Below are 14,827 nucleotides of genomic sequence, written 5' to 3'. Positions count from 1 at the left end.
CCGGGCCCGCGTGACGGATGGTCAGGCGGTTGACGGCATCGGCTGGAGGGAGTCGAGCCAGTCGAGGAGGCGGGTGCCTTCGCGGGTCATGATCTCGGGGTCGCGGAGGGCGTTGGCGAGGAGGGACATGCCCTGGTAGCCGGCGACCAGGGTGAGGGCGAGGCCGTCGGGGCCGGGGAGGCCGAGGGCGCGGAACTGGGCGGCGGACCAGTCGAGGAGGCGGCGGATCACCGCGCCGACCTCGGCGTCGAGGGTGCCGTCGGTGCGCTTGTCGAGCTCGACGGCGAGGGTGCCGGTGGGGCAGCCGTGCAGGGCGGAGCGTTCGCGCTCGCCGATCCAGCTGACGACCAGGGCCTTCAGGCGGTCGCGGGGGTCGGTGAACCGATCGAGCGTGTCGGTGAGCTGGTCGAGGTGCGCGGTGTGCTCGGAGAGGGCGGCCCGGACCAGCTCGTCCTTGGTCTTGAAGTAGTAGTAGACGTTCCCGAGCGGGACGTCGGCCTCGCGGGCGATGTCGGCGAGGGTGGTGCGTTCGACGCCCTGCTCGTGCAGGACCTTGGCGGCGGCCGCGGTGAGACGCCGGCGCTTGTGCGAGGCCTGGGTCCGTCGATCCACTGAGTTGGTCACCCAACTGACTATAGACATCCTTCGGTGGGAGCGTGCTACGGTCGAACCAAGTCAGTCAACTAACTCACTCGATCGAAGGGGACTGTGATGATCACAGTGACGGGTGCCACCGGCAACATCGGGCGGACGCTGGTCGGTCTGCTGGCAGGGGCGGGGGAGGAAGTCGTAGCGGTCTCGCGGCGGCCGCAGGCGGGAGGTGGCGCGGCGGGTGTCCGGTGGGTGCGGGCGGACGTCGGCGAGGCGGCGGGCATGGGGCCGGCGCTGGCCGGGGCGCGTGCGCTGTTCCTGGTGCTCGGCGGGGAGCTCAACCTCGGTGGTGAGAGCCCGGACGCGCTGGTGAAGGCGGCCGGCGAAGCCGGGGTGGAGCGGATCGTGCTGGTCTCCTCGCAGGCGAGCGCGACCCGCCCGGACGCTCCCTCGCACGCCCGGCTGCGGGAGTTCGAGGCGGCGGTGCGGGCGTCCGGGCGGGCGTTCACCGTCCTGCGGCCCGCCGGGTTCGCCTCCAACGCCTTCGCCTGGGCGGAGACGGTGCGCACCGGGCGGACGGCGTTCGCGCCGTTCGGCGACGTGGCGCTGCCGGTGGTCGACCCCGCGGACATCGCGGCCGTCGCGGCGGCCGCGCTGACCGAGGACGGGCATGCGGGCCGCACCTACACCCTGACCGGCCCCGCGCCGATCAGCCCGCGCGCGCAGGTCGCCGCCATCGGGGAGGCGCTGGGGGAGGAGGTCGCGTTCGTGGAGCTCTCCCGCGCGGAGGCGTCCGCGGCGATGGCCCGGTTCATGCCGGAGCAGGTCGTCACCGGCACCCTGGACATCCTCGGCGAGCCGCGGCCGGCCGAGCTGGCGGTCGGCCCGGACACGGAGGCCGTCCTCGGCCGCCCGGCGAGCCCGTTCGAGGCGTGGGTCGCGCGCAACCTGCCGGCGTTCCGCTGACCGGCGGTGCTCAGGCCTGCAGGCCCGGGCGGCTGAGGTGTGGGCGCTCAGGCCTTCAGGCCGGGGCGCCGGGGTTCAGGCGCTCAGGCCCAGGGGAGGGCGGAGCGGGTCTTCCAGTAGTGGTCGGCCGGTTCGGCGAGCGGGGCGAGATCGGCCAGGTCGTCCGGGGTGAGGGCGAGGTCGGCGGCCGCCAGGTTGGAGGCGAGCTGCCCGGTGGTGGCCGCGCCGGAGAGCACCAGGTCGGCCCACGGCCGGGCGGCCGCGGCGGCGAGCGCGAGCGCGTCGCAGGTGGTCCCGGTGCGGGCGGCGACGGCGCGCAGCGCGGCGGTGTCGGGGCCGGTGGCGTTGCGGTCGGCGAGGCGGCCGTTGGCCATGCCCTCCTTGACGACGACCAGCATGCCGCGGGCGCTCGCCTCGGCGAGCGCGGGTCCGGCGGAGGTCTCCAGGACGTTCCAGGTGGACTGGACGGCGGTGAAGAGGGGCCGGCCGTCGACCGTGACGTCCAGTGCGGCCAGGATCGCCGCCGCCTGCGCCGGACCGCTGGTGGAGAGCCCCACCCGGACGCCCTCCGCGGCCAGCGCGGCGAGGCGCCCGTGCAGGACCGGGTCGGTGAGCGCCGGACTGTCCGGGGTGACGGAGTGCACCAGGTAGATGTCGGGCAGCCGGCCGAGGGTGGCCCGGGTCTCGGCGATCTGGCGGTCGAACACCGCCACCGAGTGCTCCTTCACCTCGTGCACCGGCACCCCGGAGGCGCGCCAGTCGGCGGTGTAGGTGTAGCCCCACTTGCTGCCGACCGTGCACTGCGCCGCGGCGTCCGGCCGGGCGGCCAGCCATCCGCCGAGGAACTCCTCGGCGCGCCCGTACGAGCGGGCGGTGTCCAGGTACCGCACGCCGGCGGCGTACGCGGCGTCGAGCAGCTCGTGGGTCCGCTCGCGGAGGGCGTCGACGGTGCGGTCGGCCGGCAGGTCCCGGTCGCGGCCGAGCGTGATGTACCCGGGCCGTCCGACCGCGGCCGTGCCCAGGCCGTACCGGGCGACGGACGGGCGGGGATCGGCGGTCGGTGCGTGCGACATGAGCGGCCCTCGGTGACGGTGACGGCGGTGCGGACGGGGCCGTGGTGGCCCCGTCCGCACCCTATCCGTCCTGTTCCGGGCGGTGGACGGCACCCGCCGGGGGCCCGTCCGGGCCGGGCGGCGCGGGCCGGGGACGTATCCGGCCGGGCGGTGGCTGCGTCAGGCCGCCGCGGCGATCGGGTCGTCGGGCGCCGTGCCGCGCGCCCGGGCGTGCCGGGAGGGCAGCTGGAGCAGGCGACAGCCGTGCAGGTCCAGGACCCGCAGGACCGAGGCCGTCTGCTCGGCGCGCAGGCCGAACACGTACAGCCCGGGGACCAGGACCGCCGTGATCCAGCCGGCGGCGACGGCGCGCAGCAGGGCGTCCAGGGCCGGGAGGCCGTCGGCGACGCGCAGGCCGTTGTCGATGTGCAGCTGCGGTTCGGGCAGCCCGTGGTCGGCGGCGAGGGAGTCCAGGGCCCAGCGCTGGCACTCCATCCCGGTCGGGTCGAAGGGGTAGGAGCGGAGGTAGGCCGCCGTACGGGGCTGCTGTCCGGCGTCGCCGGCTCGCTCGAATGCGTCCATCGATGCCACCTGCCTGATCTCGGGGCCGCCGGGCTGCGGCGGCACGTCCAGCAGACCGCGCGGATCACTGGGGGTTCAATTGCGGGCGCTACCTATTCGCACCCCCAGTCGCGCGCAGCGCCCGGCCGGGCACCCACGGTGGGCGCCCGGCCGGGTTCCGGATCGGGTCCGGTCAGGTCTTGTTCCCCGGGATCAGGTCCACTGGTCGGCGGGCTTGACGCCGGGGACGGGCTTGCCGATCAGGGCCAGCGGGACGAAGAAGTTCACCTGGCCGATGGCGAGGGTGAGGGTGGTCAGCGCCTTGGGGTCGTAGTGCTCGGCGGCCTCGGCGTACAGCTCGTCGGAGACCCGCTCGCCCTGCGGGTTGGGCGTGAGCACGGCCTCGACCAGGGCGAAGGCGACCCGCTCGGCGGGGGTGAAGTACGGCGCGGACCGCCAGGTGGCGACCGCGTCGAGGCGCTCCTCGCTCTCGCCGGCCTTGCGGAGGAGCCCGGTGTGCAGGGCGGTGAGGTAGGTGCTGCCGACGATCTGCCCGGCCCGGAGCTGGACCAGGCCGATGGTGGTGCGCGGGACGGAGCGGTTGCCGGTGGCGCGGAACAGCCAGCCGGAGAGCTCCTCCAGCTCGGGGACCTGGGCGATCGGGTCGGACATCCGGGAGCGCGGCGCGGTGGTCATGGGGTGGTCCTCTCGGGGGTTCCGTTCGTTGCTGTCACTGCACCGACGGATCCCGGCCCGGCGATGTGACAGCCGGGCGCGGGTTTCTCCGGAAACTTCTCGAGGACGGGGTTCGGCTCAGGCCAGGCCAGGTCAGGTCAGGCCAGGGCGGTGGCGAGGAGTTCGGCGGTGCGGGCGACCAGGGGTTCGTCGGCGGGGGCGGTGGGGTCGTGCTTGGTGGAGAGGACCACCAGCACGATCGGCGCGCGGCCGGGCGGCCAGGTGAGGCCGGCGTCGTTGGTGGTGCCGTAGCTGCCGGTGCCGGTCTTGTCGGCGAGGGTCCAGTCCGCGGGGAGCCCGGCGCGGAAGCGGCGGGTGCTGGTGGTGTTGGCCAGCAGCCAGCCGGTGAGGCGTTCCCGGTCCGGTGGGGTGAGGGCGTTGCCGAGGGTGAGGCGGGCGTAGGTGCGGGCGAGGGCGCGGGGGCTCGACGTGTCGGTGACCCGGTCCGGTTCGGCCGTGTTGAGGTCGGGTTCCCAGCGGTCGAGGCGGGTGACCGGGTCGCCGAGGGAGCGGCAGAAGCGGGTCACGGCGGTCGGGCCGCCGAGCTCGCGCAGCAGCAGGTTGGCCGCGCCGTTGTCGCTGTGGGTGATGGCGGCGGCGCACAGGTCGGCGACGGTCATGCCGTGGGCGAGGTTCTCCGGCAGGCCGGTGATCGGGGCGTAGCCGGACTTGGTGACGTACTTCTCGGTGTAGCGGATCACCTTGGCGAGGTAGCCGCCGTCGTGGTCGAGGTCCCGCAGGACGGCGGCCACGGCGATCGTCTTGAAGGTCGAGCAGTACGGGAACAGCTCGTCCGCCCGGTGGCGCACCGTCCGGCCCGTGCCGGTGTCGTACGCGAAGACGCCGAGCCGGGCGGCGTGTTCCTGTTCGAGGGCGCGCAGCTCCTCGCCGAGGTCGGGGACGCTGCCCCGGCCGTGGGCGGCGGCGCTGCCGCTGCCGAGGGGGAGTGCGACGGCGAGGGCCGTCGCCGCGGCTCCGGTGAGCAGCCCGCGCCTGTTCGGACGCACAGTCATGTCTTCCTCCGTTTCCGGTGGTTGACCGGACGGCCGACCGTCCGGTCCCTCCTATCCCAACACGCGGTTCGGGCCCGAATGGTTACGGGGATCGGACATGATGGCCCCATGGCCGATGAAACGATCACTCCGCGCACCATCGCCGACCGCCACCTCGACCGGGTGGCCGCCCATGATCCGCTGGAGGCCGCCTGGTTGGGTCTGCACCCGGGTGACGACAGGCAACCGGGCCTCTCCCCGGAGGGATTCGAGGCACACGCCGACACCGTCCGGGGCACCCTCGCGGAGCTCGACGCCGCCACCGCTGCCACCGCCGTCGGAGCGGCCTGGACGGACCCCGCCGACCGGCGCTGCGAGCGGCTGCTCCGGGACCGCCTCAGCGCCGAACTCGCCCTGCACGAAAGCGGGGAGAACTTCCGTCAGCTGCGCACCATCGGTGCCCACGTGCACCAGGTGCGGGACATCTTCACCTACATGCCGACCGAGACGGACGAGCAGTGGGTGGCGGTGGCCGGTCGGCTCCGCAACCTGCCCGCCGCGCTCGACGGCTACCGTGCCACCCTCACCGAGGGGATTGCCCGCGGGCTGCTCGCGGCCCCGCGCCAGGCGGCCGCGGTGGCCGACCAGCTCACCGCCTGGACGGGGGAAGCGACCGGCGGCGCAGGCTGGTTCGCCGACTTCGTCGCACCCGGGCCCGAGCGGCTGCGCACCGAGCTGGATGGTACCGCCCGGCAGGCCACCGCCGCGGTCGCCGGCTTCCGCGACTGGCTGCGGAACACCTACGCGCCGGCCGCGGCCGCAGCGGGTGTCCCGGACGCCGTCGGCCGGGAGCGCTACCGCCTCGCGGTCCGCCACAGCGCCGGCGCCGACCCCGACCTGGACGAGGCGTACGCCTGGGCCTGGAGCGAGTTCCACCGCACGGCCGCGGAGATGCGGACCGAGGCGCAGCGCGTCCTGCCCGGGGCGGGGGTCATGGAGGCGGTGGACCACCTGGAACGGCACGGCCACACCGTGCACGGCGAGGAGGCGGTCCGGGACTGGCTCCAGCAGGTGATGGACCGGGCGATCACCGCGCTCGACGGCACCCACTTCGACATCGCCGGGCCGCTGCGCAGGGTGGAATCCCGGACAGCACCCCCCGGGACCGCCGCCGCGCCCTACTACACCGGCCCCAGCCTGGACTTCAGCCGCCCCGGCCGTACCTACCTGCCCACCCTCGGCCGGACCGCCTTCCCGACCTGGCAGCTCGTCACGACCTGGTACCACGAGGGCGTTCCCGGCCACCACCTGCAGCTCGCCCAGTGGGTGGCGCTCGCCGACCGGCTCAGCCGGTACCAGACCACCCTGGGCACGGTCAGCGCCAACATCGAAGGCTGGGCGCTGTACGCGGAACGGCTCATGGACGAACTGGGCTTCTTCGAGGACCCCGCCCACCGCCTCGGCTTCCTCGACCAGCAGATGCTGCGCACGATCCGGGTGATCGTCGACATCGGCATGCACCTCGGCCTGCGGATCCCCGCCGACGCCGGCTTCCACCCCGGCGAGCGGTGGACCCCCGAACTGGCCACCGCGTTCATGGCCGAGTTCAACGGCAGTCCGGCCCAGCTGCGGGAGAGCGAGATCGTCCGGTACCTCGGCTGGCCGGGCCAGGCGATCGGCTACAAGCTCGGCGAACGCGCCTGGCTGCGGGGACGGGAGAGCGCCCGCCGTCGGCAGGGGGCCGCGTTCGACCTCAAGGCCTGGCACATGGGCGCGCTCGGCCAGGGGTCGCTCGGCCTGGACGACCTGGTCGACCAGCTCGCCGAGATCGCGTAGGACACCGCCGCGCCGGGGTGCGCCCCCGGCTCGGAGGGGGTGTCAGGTCAGGGCGGGGAGGAAGCCGCCGCGGGAGGTGCCGGAGCGGAGCAGGTGCGTCCAGTCGAGGGACTCGGGCAGGGCGTCGAGGGAGAGGACCACGGCGCCGCCGGCCCGCTCGGCGTCCTCGCACCAGTCGGCGAGGTCGGCCGGCAGTCCCTGATGCCCGTCGACGACCGGCGCGACCATCGCGGGGATGACGATGCCGGCGTCGCCCGGACCGTCGACGACGCAGAGGGTGAGCTTGGGAACGATGCTCCACCCCTCGCAGTGGGGCACCTCGCCGTCGGCGACGGCCAGGACCGGCAGGTCGTCGTGGACGGGGGCGGCGGCCAGCAGCAGCGCGGGGACGGTGCCGCGGACGAACAGGGTCTGCTCGGGAGGGAGAAGCATCTGCCCACTCTCGCAGGTCACCGCGTACGACGGAACGGTGGGTTCCGATCGGTCGGGCAGGAGGCGGCGCCGGGCCGTTCGGCGTGGTGGCCGGGGACGGCCGCCCGGTGCTGGCACGATCGCGGGGACGAGAGGGTGAGGGATGTGCCACTACTGCGGGTGTCGTGAGATCCCGCTGATCAAGGAGTTCATCGCCGAGCACGCGTCCGTCACCGACCTGGCCGGCGCCGCGGTCCGGGCGCTCGACGCGGGCGACGTGGCCGGGGCCCGCCGGCTGGTCGTGCCGATGGCCGAGCAGCTGCGCCGGCACTGGGCCGGCGAGGAGCAGGGCCTGTTCGCGGTCATGCACGAGAACCCCGAGTACGCGGCCTACATCGACGACCTGGTCCGCGAGCACCGCGAGCTCGCCGACTTCCTGGCCGGCCTCGACCTGGAATCGGCCGAGCAGCGGGCCGAGTTCGTCCGCTCGACGGCCGAACTGGAGCACCACATCGCCAAGGAGGAGGACGGCCTCTTCCCCGCCGCGCTGACCGAACTCACCGGCGAGCAGTGGAACACGGCCATGGCCGCCTGGCAGACGAACGCCTTCGCCGGGGGCGGGCCGGTCAGTGGCGACGCAGCGCGATGAGCCGGTAGAGCGGATCCGGGCGGGCGGTCTCCTGGTCGGGCAGGGCGGCCAGGCGGCGGCGGACCTCCGCGACCTCCACCGGGGAGGCGTGGTTGCAGCAGGGCACGTGGCCGCGGTCGAGCGCCGCGAGCAGGCCGCGCGGGCTGCGCCCCTGCCCGGTGCCGGGGAAGACGGTCTCGTCGGCCAACCGCAGCCCGAGGCCGGCCGCCCGCTCGATCAGCAGCGGGGCGTGGTCGGGCAGCCGGGACGCGTACCGCAGACGGAGGGGCCCGGTCAGCCGGGCGAGGTCGCTGTCCTCGGCGAAGTAGGCGTCGTCCTTGTCGACGGTGGTGACCAGCACCCCGCCGGGGCGCAGCACCCGGGCCGCCTCGGCGAGCACCGGGAGCGGGTCGGGCAGGAGGTGGAGCAGCCACACGGTCACCACCGCGTCCACGCCGCCGGGGGCCAGCGGCAGGCGGGTGGCGTCGGCCCGGACCAGCCCGCCCGGCAGACGGCGGGCGGCCGCGGCGAGCATCCCGGGTGAGCGGTCGACGCCGATGACGGTCCGTCCGGGTCGCCGCAGTCGGCGGGTGACGATGCCGGTGCCGCAGGCCAGGTCGAGCACGGTGCGGGCGCCGGGCGGCAGCAGGCGCTCCACCGCCGCGGCGGCGGCCTCGGCGCGCGGCTCGCCGCCGCGGGTGGCGTCGTAGGTCCGGGCCTCGTGGTCGTAGTCGAGCATCGGGCTCCTCTCGGGGCATCGGGCGGGGGTCGGGCGCCCCCGGGACGTTCGGCGGGCACCGGGCGCTGGGGACGTAGAGCGGGACCGGGGGCCTCAGCCGGTCGGCCGGAGGTCGGGGCGGGCCGCCGTGAGGTGCCCGACGGCGCAGGCGCGGACGTGCCGGCTGGGGTCCTCGCACAGGGTGCGGACCAGGTCGAGGGCGTCCGGGGTGCCGAGGAGGACGAAGGACCGGGCCGCCTGGGCGCGGACCCGCGGGTCGGGGGAGCGGCTCGCCTCGATCAGGCGGCGCAGCGGGTCGCGCTGGTTCTGGGGGCCGAGCCGGCCCTCCAGCCAGGCGGCCGCGATCCGCGCCTGCACGGAGGAGAAGGCGAGGGACCTCAGGGTGGAGTCGGCCCGGTCCGGGGCGACCCGCAGGGTCCTCAGGATCCCGCGGGTGGCGACCTGACGGACCCTTCGGTCCGGGGTGGTGGCCACGACGTGGGCCAGCGCGTCGAGCAGGTCGGGGTCGGCGCGTTCGGCGAGAGGCCGGACGAGTGCCGTCCGGCTCGCGCCGGACAGCAGGGCGGTGGTGACCAGGGCGGTGGCCCGCGGGTCGCGGCAGCGGGCGAGGGCGTCCAGGGCGATGCGGTGGGTTCTGCGGTGGCGGGCGGCCACCAGGAAGTGCTCGACGGCGAGTTCGGGGTCGAGCCGTCCGATGGTGTCGAGCAGGTCGGGCCGCAGCCAGGACCGCCGGGGTTCGAGGCGGTCCAGCACCTCGACGAGGACCGGGACGGCCGACCGGGCGCGGAGCCCGAGCAGTGCGGACAGGACGGCCATCATGATCGGACCGTCGGCACGGGCCGCCACCGCCGTCAGCCCCGGTATCGCCTCGGCCATCCGCAGCCGCGCGGCGAGCTGGGCGGCCCGGGTCGGGTCGGCGCTCGGGTCGTCCAGGACGGCGAGGACCGCCCGCCGAAGCGCCTCGGTCCCGCCGATCGCCTCGATCGCCCGCTCGGCGCGGATCTGGCCGTGGCCGTCGTCCGTCCGGCCGAGCGACGCGGTGAGCGCCGGGAGGCAGGACGCGTCGCCGAGCCGGCCCAACGCGTCCAGGACCTTGTGGCGGGGCCGGCCGGCCACAGCGCCGGGACGATGCCGGTGGTCATCGTCGGAGAGCCGGCCGACCAGGCGCGCCGTCAGGTCCGCGCCGGGCACGGGCGCCGGGTCGGTGGCGGCCAGGCCGAGCAGCTTCCCGGCGGAGGCGAGGTCGTGGCGCAGGACGGCGGCCCGGGCGCGTTCGTCGTCCACGCCGCGCAGGGCGTGGGCGGCGGCGCAGCGTACCGCCGCGTCGGGGTGGTCGGCGACGCGGAGCAGGAGTTCGAGGTCGGCGGCGGCGAGCGAGGCACGCAAGGCGTACTTGACGCCGCTGCGCTCCGCGTAGCCGGCCTGCGGGTCGTCGGCGGTCGGACGCAGCCGCTCCCAGGCCGCGATCAGCGGTTCGACGGCCGCGGCCGAGCGGGCGTGCGGGAGCATGCCGACGGCGTACCACCAGGTCTCCGGGTCAGCGCTGTCCAGATCGCCGATCAGCTTGGCGACGGTGGCCCTGTCCGGTCGGCCTTCGCGGTTGAGATCCGTCCAGACGCGGTCGCTCGATCTCTCCTGCGGGGTCTGCGGCAGCCTGCCGGACACGGCGCGGACGCACTCGTCGATGAGGTGCGCGCGGCGCGCGGCGGCTGCCGGGAAGCGGTGGCGGCCGCTGACGTGCCGGTGGGTGGCCTCGGCGGCGGAGACCACAGCCCGGGTGAAGCCGGCGGCCACCAGGCGCTCCCGCGTCCAGCCGTCGTGGCGGATCAGCCCGTAGACGTGGACGGCGGCTACCGCGACCGGGTCCTCGGTGCGGGCGGCGACCCCGGCGGCGGCCTCGTCCAGGTGGTCGACGAGCAGGGTGGGCCGGTCGCTGTACGGGAGCAGCCGGCCGTCGAGCTGCCGGTGGACGAAGGCCCGGATGCCAGAGGTTCGCATGCGGGCATTGAAACAGAGCGGCCCACCCGGCGCGGCCGGTTTTCCCCGGCCGCGTGACGTAGCGTCGGATCGTGCACACCTGGCTCTCCGAACGCCGCCGCTCCACGGTGAGCACCGCCGTCGCGGTCTGCGCGGCCGTGCTGCTGCTGGTCCTCGACGTCGACGCGGGCGCGCTGTCGGCCGCGGACTCGGGTGTGCTGGTGCTGTTCTGCTACCTCGCCACCTACCTGGGCACCACGCTGACGGCCTTTCTGACCGCGTCACCCGCCCAGGTGCGGAGCTGGGCCCGGCGGGAGAGCCGGGGCACGGTGCTGCAGCGCTACCTGCTGGGAGGTGCCCCCGGGCCGGGGGTGTCGGTGTTCATCGCGGCCGCCGCACTGGTGGTGGCGATGCTGTGGCTGCCGGGGCACCTGGGTTCGGCGCTGGGGGACCGGGCGCTGCGCGCGGTGGTGGCGCTCGGCCTGGTGGCGGTGGCCTGGGTGTGCGTGGCGGTGTCCTTCGCGGTGTCCTTCCAGGCCGACAACCTGGTGGAGGACGAGCGGGCCCTGGAGTTCCCGGGCGAGGGCGCCTCCGGCTGGTCCGACTACATGTACTTCGCCCTGTCGGTGATGACCACCTTCGGCACCACGGACGTGGACGTGCGGTCGCGGGAGATGCGGCGCACGGTCGCCGCCAACGCGGTGATCGCGTTCGTCTTCAACACCGTCACGGTCGCCTCGCTGGTCTCCGCGCTCGGCGCGTAGGGGCGTTGTCGTACCCCGCCGTTAAGGTCGGGTACGACCGGGCAGGAAGCCTGGGATTCTCACGGGGGGTGCTGTGGGCGACAACGACCTGCGCGCGTACGGAGTCGAGCTGTTCGACCGGTGGACGGCGCTGTGGAACGGCGACCTGGCGATGGCCGAGGCCGTGATGGCACCGGAGTTCGTGCTGAGGTACGCGCAGGCGGGCACCGAGGCGTTCGACGAGGTGCGGACGCCGAAGCAGCTCGCCGCGGTCGTCGAGGCCTGGCACGGGACGCGTACCGGGCTGGTCTTCGCGGCGGAGGGCACGGCCGTGGTGGATCTCTCCCCGGTCGGCGGCGCGCCCGCCGGGTCGGTCGCGCGGCCGTACCTGGCGACCTTCGCCACGGAGGACGGCGGGAAGGTCGCCAGGAGCGGCATCGACATGTTCCGGGTCGAGGGCGGCCGGATCGTCGAGGTCTGGTCCGTGTCCTCCGGCGCCGCCGGGCGGACGTTCTACCGCTGACGGGTCAGCGCAGCCGCTCCAGCACCCAGGCCGGGTCCGGGTTGGTGTGGGCGCCGCCCGCCACCACGACGGTCGGCACCGTCTCGTTGCCGTCGTTGACGGCCCGGACCGCCGCCGCCCCGGCCGGGTCGCGCCAGATGTTCACCCAGTGCGCCCGGCCGGCCCGGCGGCCCAACCGGAGGCGCAGCCGCAGGCAGTACGCGCAGCCCGGCCGCCAGTAGACGACCGGCCGGCCGTCGGCCGCGCTGCGCCGCTGCGCCTCCTCCGCGCCGACCGAGCGGGGGAAGGCCAGCGGCGAGGTCACGGCGGCGAGCAGGAGGAACACCGCCAGGAGCACGGTGGCGTCGGCCGGCGATCCGTCGCGCAGACGTCCGGCCGTCAGGGCCGCACCGCAGAGCACCAGCAGGGCCGGCAGGATCCAGACACGCGTCATGGTGTCGGAGCGTACGTGACCACCGGTCGGCCCCGGTCGGGGAGGTCCCGCCGTGGTGGCACGCCCACGGTCCGAGGTCGGACTCCCGCCCGTGGCGGAGCAGCGGGAGATCGGCGCTGTGGGAGCATGCCGGGCATGGGTGGGGGAGAGCGGGCGCCGTACTTCGTGGTGCGGGAGGGGTACGCGTACTACCGGGGTCCGGTGGCGGAGGCCGGGTACCACCGGCACGCGGCGTTCCAGGTGGCGGTCGCGGAGGCGGGCGAGGTCGCGATGGCGGACGCGGCGGGGCAGTGGCTGCGGGCCCCGGTGCTGGTGGTGCCGCCGATGGTGCGGCACCGGCTGGCGGCGATCGGGGCGGCCCGGATGTTCTTCGTGGACCCGCACTGCGCGTTCGCGGACCGGCTGCGGTCCCGGTGCGGGGCCGGGATCACGGCGGTGCCGGAGCTGGCGGGCCTGGCGGAGGACGAGCTGCGGCGCCTCGGCGGCGACCGGTCGGGCGCGGTGGACGCCCGGCTGCGCGCGGCGCTCGCGGAGCTGACCGAGCGGCAGCTGCCGCTGCCGGTGCTGGCCGCCCGGGTCGGGCTGTCGCCGCAGCGGCTGCGGGCGCTGGCCGGGCAGCAGCTCGGCATGCCGCTGGCCCGCTGGCGGATCTGGCAGCGGCTGGTGCGCTCGGCCCGGGCGCTCGGCGAGGGCCAGTCGCTCGCCGAGGCCGCGCTGACCGGCGGGTTCGCCGACCAGGCCCATTTCAGCCGCCAGTTGCGGGAGATGATGGGCCTGACCCCGTCGGCGGTGCTGCCGCTGCTGCGGGCGTCAGCCGCGGCGGGCGGTGTACACGGAGATCGAGCCGGTGAGGGTGGGGACGAGTTCGGCCTCGCGGACGGTGGTGAAGCCGGCCCCGGCGATCAGGTCGGGTAGCACGCCCTCGGCGTTCGGCTGCGTGTTGGCCCGCCCGTCGGCGTACTGGACACCGAGGAAGGCGAGCCGCATCGCGCGGGTGCGCTGCAGCCCGTAGTCGGCGATCACCAGCCGTCCGCCGGGGCGGAGCAGGGCGAACATCTGGGCCAGGATCGCCCGCTTCATCGCGGGCGGGCACTGGTGCAGGACGAGCGAGGAGACCGCGGTGTCGGCGGTGCCGGCGCCGAGGAGGTCGGCGGCCGCGTCGCCCAGGCCGACCCGCCAGTCGACGGTGCCGGCGGCCGGTTCCTTGCGGCGGGCGAGGGCGAGCACCTCGGGGTCGGGGTCGAGGCCGACGATCCGGGCGCGCGGTTCGATCCGGGCGAGCAGCAGGGCGAGCGAGCCGGTGCCGCAGCCGATGTCGACGATCGTCTCGTCGGGGCGCGGCGCGATGTGCATGGCGGCGAGGCTGCGCCAGAGGCGTTCGCGGGTGAGGGTGCCGATCACCGTGTCGTAGTGGCGGGTGGGGGCGAAGCGGCCGAGCGCGGGGGTGAAGCCGGTTGTCGTCATGCCGGAAGTCTCGGCCGGGCGGGCACCCCGCGTCTTGAACGAACCGCTCGTGCTGCCCCGGGCCGCGGGCAGCTGTCCGGATCGTCCGGTTCCTGGGGCGAAATGTTCAGACAACTTGAGGCGTTCGCTTTCCGTACAGCGAGCTGTCACGAGCGGTCCGCCGATCGGTACCCCGCAGGCGCTGTCCTAGGTGGCACCGCTCACCCACCCTCGTGACATGCAAAGGTCGATTGCATCCATGGCTGATCTGAACCGTCGTCGCTTCTTCCAACTCGCCGGTGCCACCGTCGCGTTCTCCGCGCTGTCGCAGAGCATCGCGCGGGCCGAGGCGATCGCCCCGGCCGGGGTCACCGGCACGATCCAGGACGTCGAGCACATCGTCGTGCTGATGCAGGAGAACCGCTCCTTCGACCACTACTTCGGCGCGATGAAGGGCGTCCGCGGCTTCGGCGACCCCCGACCGGTGACCCAGCCCAGCGGCAAGCCGGTCTGGTACCAGAAGGACAGCGGCAACAAGGAGATCCTGCCGTTCCGGCCGCAGGTCAACGACCTGGGCATGCAGTTCATCCAGGACCTGAACCACGACTGGGCGGGCGGCCACAAGGCCTTCAACAACGGCAAGTACGACCAGTGGGTGCCCGCCAAGACCGCCACCACCATGGCGTACCTCACCCGGGACGACATCCCGTTCCACTACGCGCTCGCGGACGCGTTCACCATCTGCGACGCCTACCACTGCTCGTTCATCGGCTCGACCGACCCGAACCGCTACTACATGTGGACGGGCTACACCGGCAACGACGGTGTGGGCGGCGGCCCGGTGCTGGGCAACCAGGAGGCCGGCTACGGGTGGATGACCTACCCGGAGCGGCTGGAGCAGGCCGGCGTCTCGTGGAAGATCTACCAGGACATCGGCGACGGGCTGAACGCCGCGGGCTCCTGGGGCTGGATCAACGACGCGTACCGCGGCAACTACGGCGACAACTCGCTGCTGTACTTCAACACCTACCGCAACGCGCAGCCCGGCAGCGCCCTGTACGAGAAGGCGCGGACGGGGACCAACGCGAAGGCGGGCGAGGGTCTGTTCGACATCCTGCGGCGTGACGTGCAGGCCGGGACGCTGCCGAAGATCTCCTGGATCGCGGCGCCGGAGGCGTTCACCGAGCACCCGAACTG

At 74.7% G+C, this 14,827-nt stretch carries 17 protein-coding genes; 7 read left to right on the top strand and 10 right to left on the bottom strand.

Features of this window, described 5'->3' with window-relative positions; translation table 11 throughout:
- Positions 1-21: 21 nt before the first annotated feature.
- Positions 22-624, bottom strand: coding sequence for a TetR/AcrR family transcriptional regulator (locus ACGFX4_RS34240; RefSeq protein WP_393083020.1), 603 nt, complete (start codon positions 622-624; stop codon positions 22-24).
- Positions 625-711: 87 nt separating this feature from the next.
- On the opposite strand from ACGFX4_RS34240, the gene ACGFX4_RS34235 reads away from it, so the two are divergent.
- On the top strand, positions 712-1,557 hold the full coding sequence (locus tag ACGFX4_RS34235; protein WP_393083017.1) for an SDR family oxidoreductase: 846 nt from the start codon (positions 712-714) through the stop codon (positions 1,555-1,557).
- 83 nt (positions 1,558-1,640) lie between these two features.
- On the opposite strand, the gene ACGFX4_RS34230 is transcribed toward ACGFX4_RS34235, so the two are convergent.
- From ACGFX4_RS34230 to bla, 4 genes are all read right to left on the bottom strand, one after another.
- Positions 1,641-2,630, bottom strand: coding sequence for an aldo/keto reductase (locus ACGFX4_RS34230; protein ID WP_393083014.1), 990 nt, complete (start codon positions 2,628-2,630; stop codon positions 1,641-1,643).
- 159 nt (positions 2,631-2,789) lie between these two features.
- Positions 2,790-3,191: a hypothetical protein gene (locus ACGFX4_RS34225; RefSeq protein WP_393083011.1), complete on the bottom strand. Its 402-nt coding sequence runs from the start codon at positions 3,189-3,191 to the stop codon at positions 2,790-2,792.
- A 192-nt stretch (positions 3,192-3,383) separates the two neighbouring features.
- Positions 3,384-3,866 (bottom strand): carboxymuconolactone decarboxylase family protein, encoded by a 483-nt coding sequence (locus ACGFX4_RS34220; protein ID WP_393083008.1) that lies wholly within the window; start codon positions 3,864-3,866, stop codon positions 3,384-3,386.
- A 137-nt stretch (positions 3,867-4,003) separates the two neighbouring features.
- Positions 4,004-4,918, bottom strand: coding sequence for a class A beta-lactamase (gene bla, locus ACGFX4_RS34215; RefSeq protein ID WP_393083005.1), 915 nt, complete (start codon positions 4,916-4,918; stop codon positions 4,004-4,006).
- Positions 4,919-5,026: 108 nt separating this feature from the next.
- Between bla and ACGFX4_RS34210 the strand changes: the two genes are divergently transcribed.
- Positions 5,027-6,733, top strand: coding sequence for a DUF885 domain-containing protein (locus tag ACGFX4_RS34210; RefSeq protein WP_393083002.1), 1,707 nt, complete (start codon positions 5,027-5,029; stop codon positions 6,731-6,733).
- A 42-nt stretch (positions 6,734-6,775) separates the two neighbouring features.
- Here ACGFX4_RS34210 and ACGFX4_RS34205 read toward each other — a convergent pair whose 3' ends face one another.
- Positions 6,776-7,165, bottom strand: coding sequence for a hypothetical protein (locus ACGFX4_RS34205; protein ID WP_393082999.1), 390 nt, complete (start codon positions 7,163-7,165; stop codon positions 6,776-6,778).
- A 142-nt stretch (positions 7,166-7,307) separates the two neighbouring features.
- Between ACGFX4_RS34205 and ACGFX4_RS34200 the strand changes: the two genes are divergently transcribed.
- The gene (locus ACGFX4_RS34200) at positions 7,308-7,793 is read left to right on the top strand and encodes a hemerythrin domain-containing protein (protein ID WP_393082996.1); all 486 of its coding nucleotides are present in this window, start codon (positions 7,308-7,310) and stop codon (positions 7,791-7,793) included.
- Here ACGFX4_RS34200 and ACGFX4_RS34195 read toward each other — a convergent pair.
- Both ACGFX4_RS34195 and ACGFX4_RS34190 read right to left on the bottom strand, forming a co-directional pair.
- Positions 7,771-8,511 carry a class I SAM-dependent methyltransferase gene (locus ACGFX4_RS34195; protein WP_393082993.1) on the bottom strand — a complete coding sequence of 247 codons (741 nt, stop codon included), beginning with the start codon at positions 8,509-8,511 and terminating at the stop codon, positions 7,771-7,773. The two genes, ACGFX4_RS34200 and ACGFX4_RS34195, sit on opposite strands and share 23 nt — an antisense overlap.
- Positions 8,512-8,604: 93 nt before the next feature.
- Entirely contained in the window at positions 8,605-10,509 is a 1,905-nt protein-coding gene (locus ACGFX4_RS34190; RefSeq protein WP_393082990.1) for a HEAT repeat domain-containing protein, read from the bottom strand.
- A gap of 71 nt (positions 10,510-10,580) precedes the next feature.
- Between ACGFX4_RS34190 and ACGFX4_RS34185 the strand changes: the two genes are divergently transcribed.
- A complete protein-coding gene (locus ACGFX4_RS34185; protein ID WP_393082987.1) occupies positions 10,581-11,252 on the top strand; it encodes a DUF1345 domain-containing protein in 672 nt (223 codons plus the stop codon).
- Between the two features lie 73 nt (positions 11,253-11,325).
- Entirely contained in the window at positions 11,326-11,754 is a 429-nt protein-coding gene (locus ACGFX4_RS34180) for a nuclear transport factor 2 family protein (RefSeq protein WP_393082984.1), read from the top strand.
- Positions 11,755-11,758: 4 nt separating this feature from the next.
- On the opposite strand, the gene ACGFX4_RS34175 is transcribed toward ACGFX4_RS34180, so the two are convergent.
- Positions 11,759-12,187, bottom strand: coding sequence for a glutaredoxin domain-containing protein (locus ACGFX4_RS34175; RefSeq protein ID WP_393082981.1), 429 nt, complete (start codon positions 12,185-12,187; stop codon positions 11,759-11,761).
- A 135-nt stretch (positions 12,188-12,322) separates the two neighbouring features.
- On the opposite strand from ACGFX4_RS34175, the gene ACGFX4_RS34170 reads away from it, so the two are divergent.
- The gene (locus tag ACGFX4_RS34170; RefSeq protein WP_393082978.1) at positions 12,323-13,102 is read left to right on the top strand and encodes a helix-turn-helix domain-containing protein; all 780 of its coding nucleotides are present in this window, start codon (positions 12,323-12,325) and stop codon (positions 13,100-13,102) included.
- On the opposite strand, the gene ACGFX4_RS34165 is transcribed toward ACGFX4_RS34170, so the two are convergent.
- Positions 12,998-13,651 (bottom strand): class I SAM-dependent methyltransferase, encoded by a 654-nt coding sequence (locus ACGFX4_RS34165; RefSeq protein WP_393082975.1) that lies wholly within the window; start codon positions 13,649-13,651, stop codon positions 12,998-13,000. The two genes, ACGFX4_RS34170 and ACGFX4_RS34165, sit on opposite strands and share 105 nt — an antisense overlap.
- A 238-nt stretch (positions 13,652-13,889) precedes the next feature.
- Between ACGFX4_RS34165 and ACGFX4_RS34160 the strand changes: the two genes are divergently transcribed.
- Positions 13,890-14,827: alkaline phosphatase family protein (locus ACGFX4_RS34160; RefSeq protein WP_393082972.1), on the top strand; the 938-nt coding region annotated here is incomplete at its 3' end.

Source organism: Kitasatospora sp. NPDC048365, assembly GCF_043200835.1.
GTDB lineage: Bacteria > Actinomycetota > Actinomycetes > Streptomycetales > Streptomycetaceae > Kitasatospora > Kitasatospora terrestris.
The sequence above is the reverse complement of the archived record's forward strand: the minus strand, read 5'-3'. Positions and strand labels throughout refer to the sequence as shown.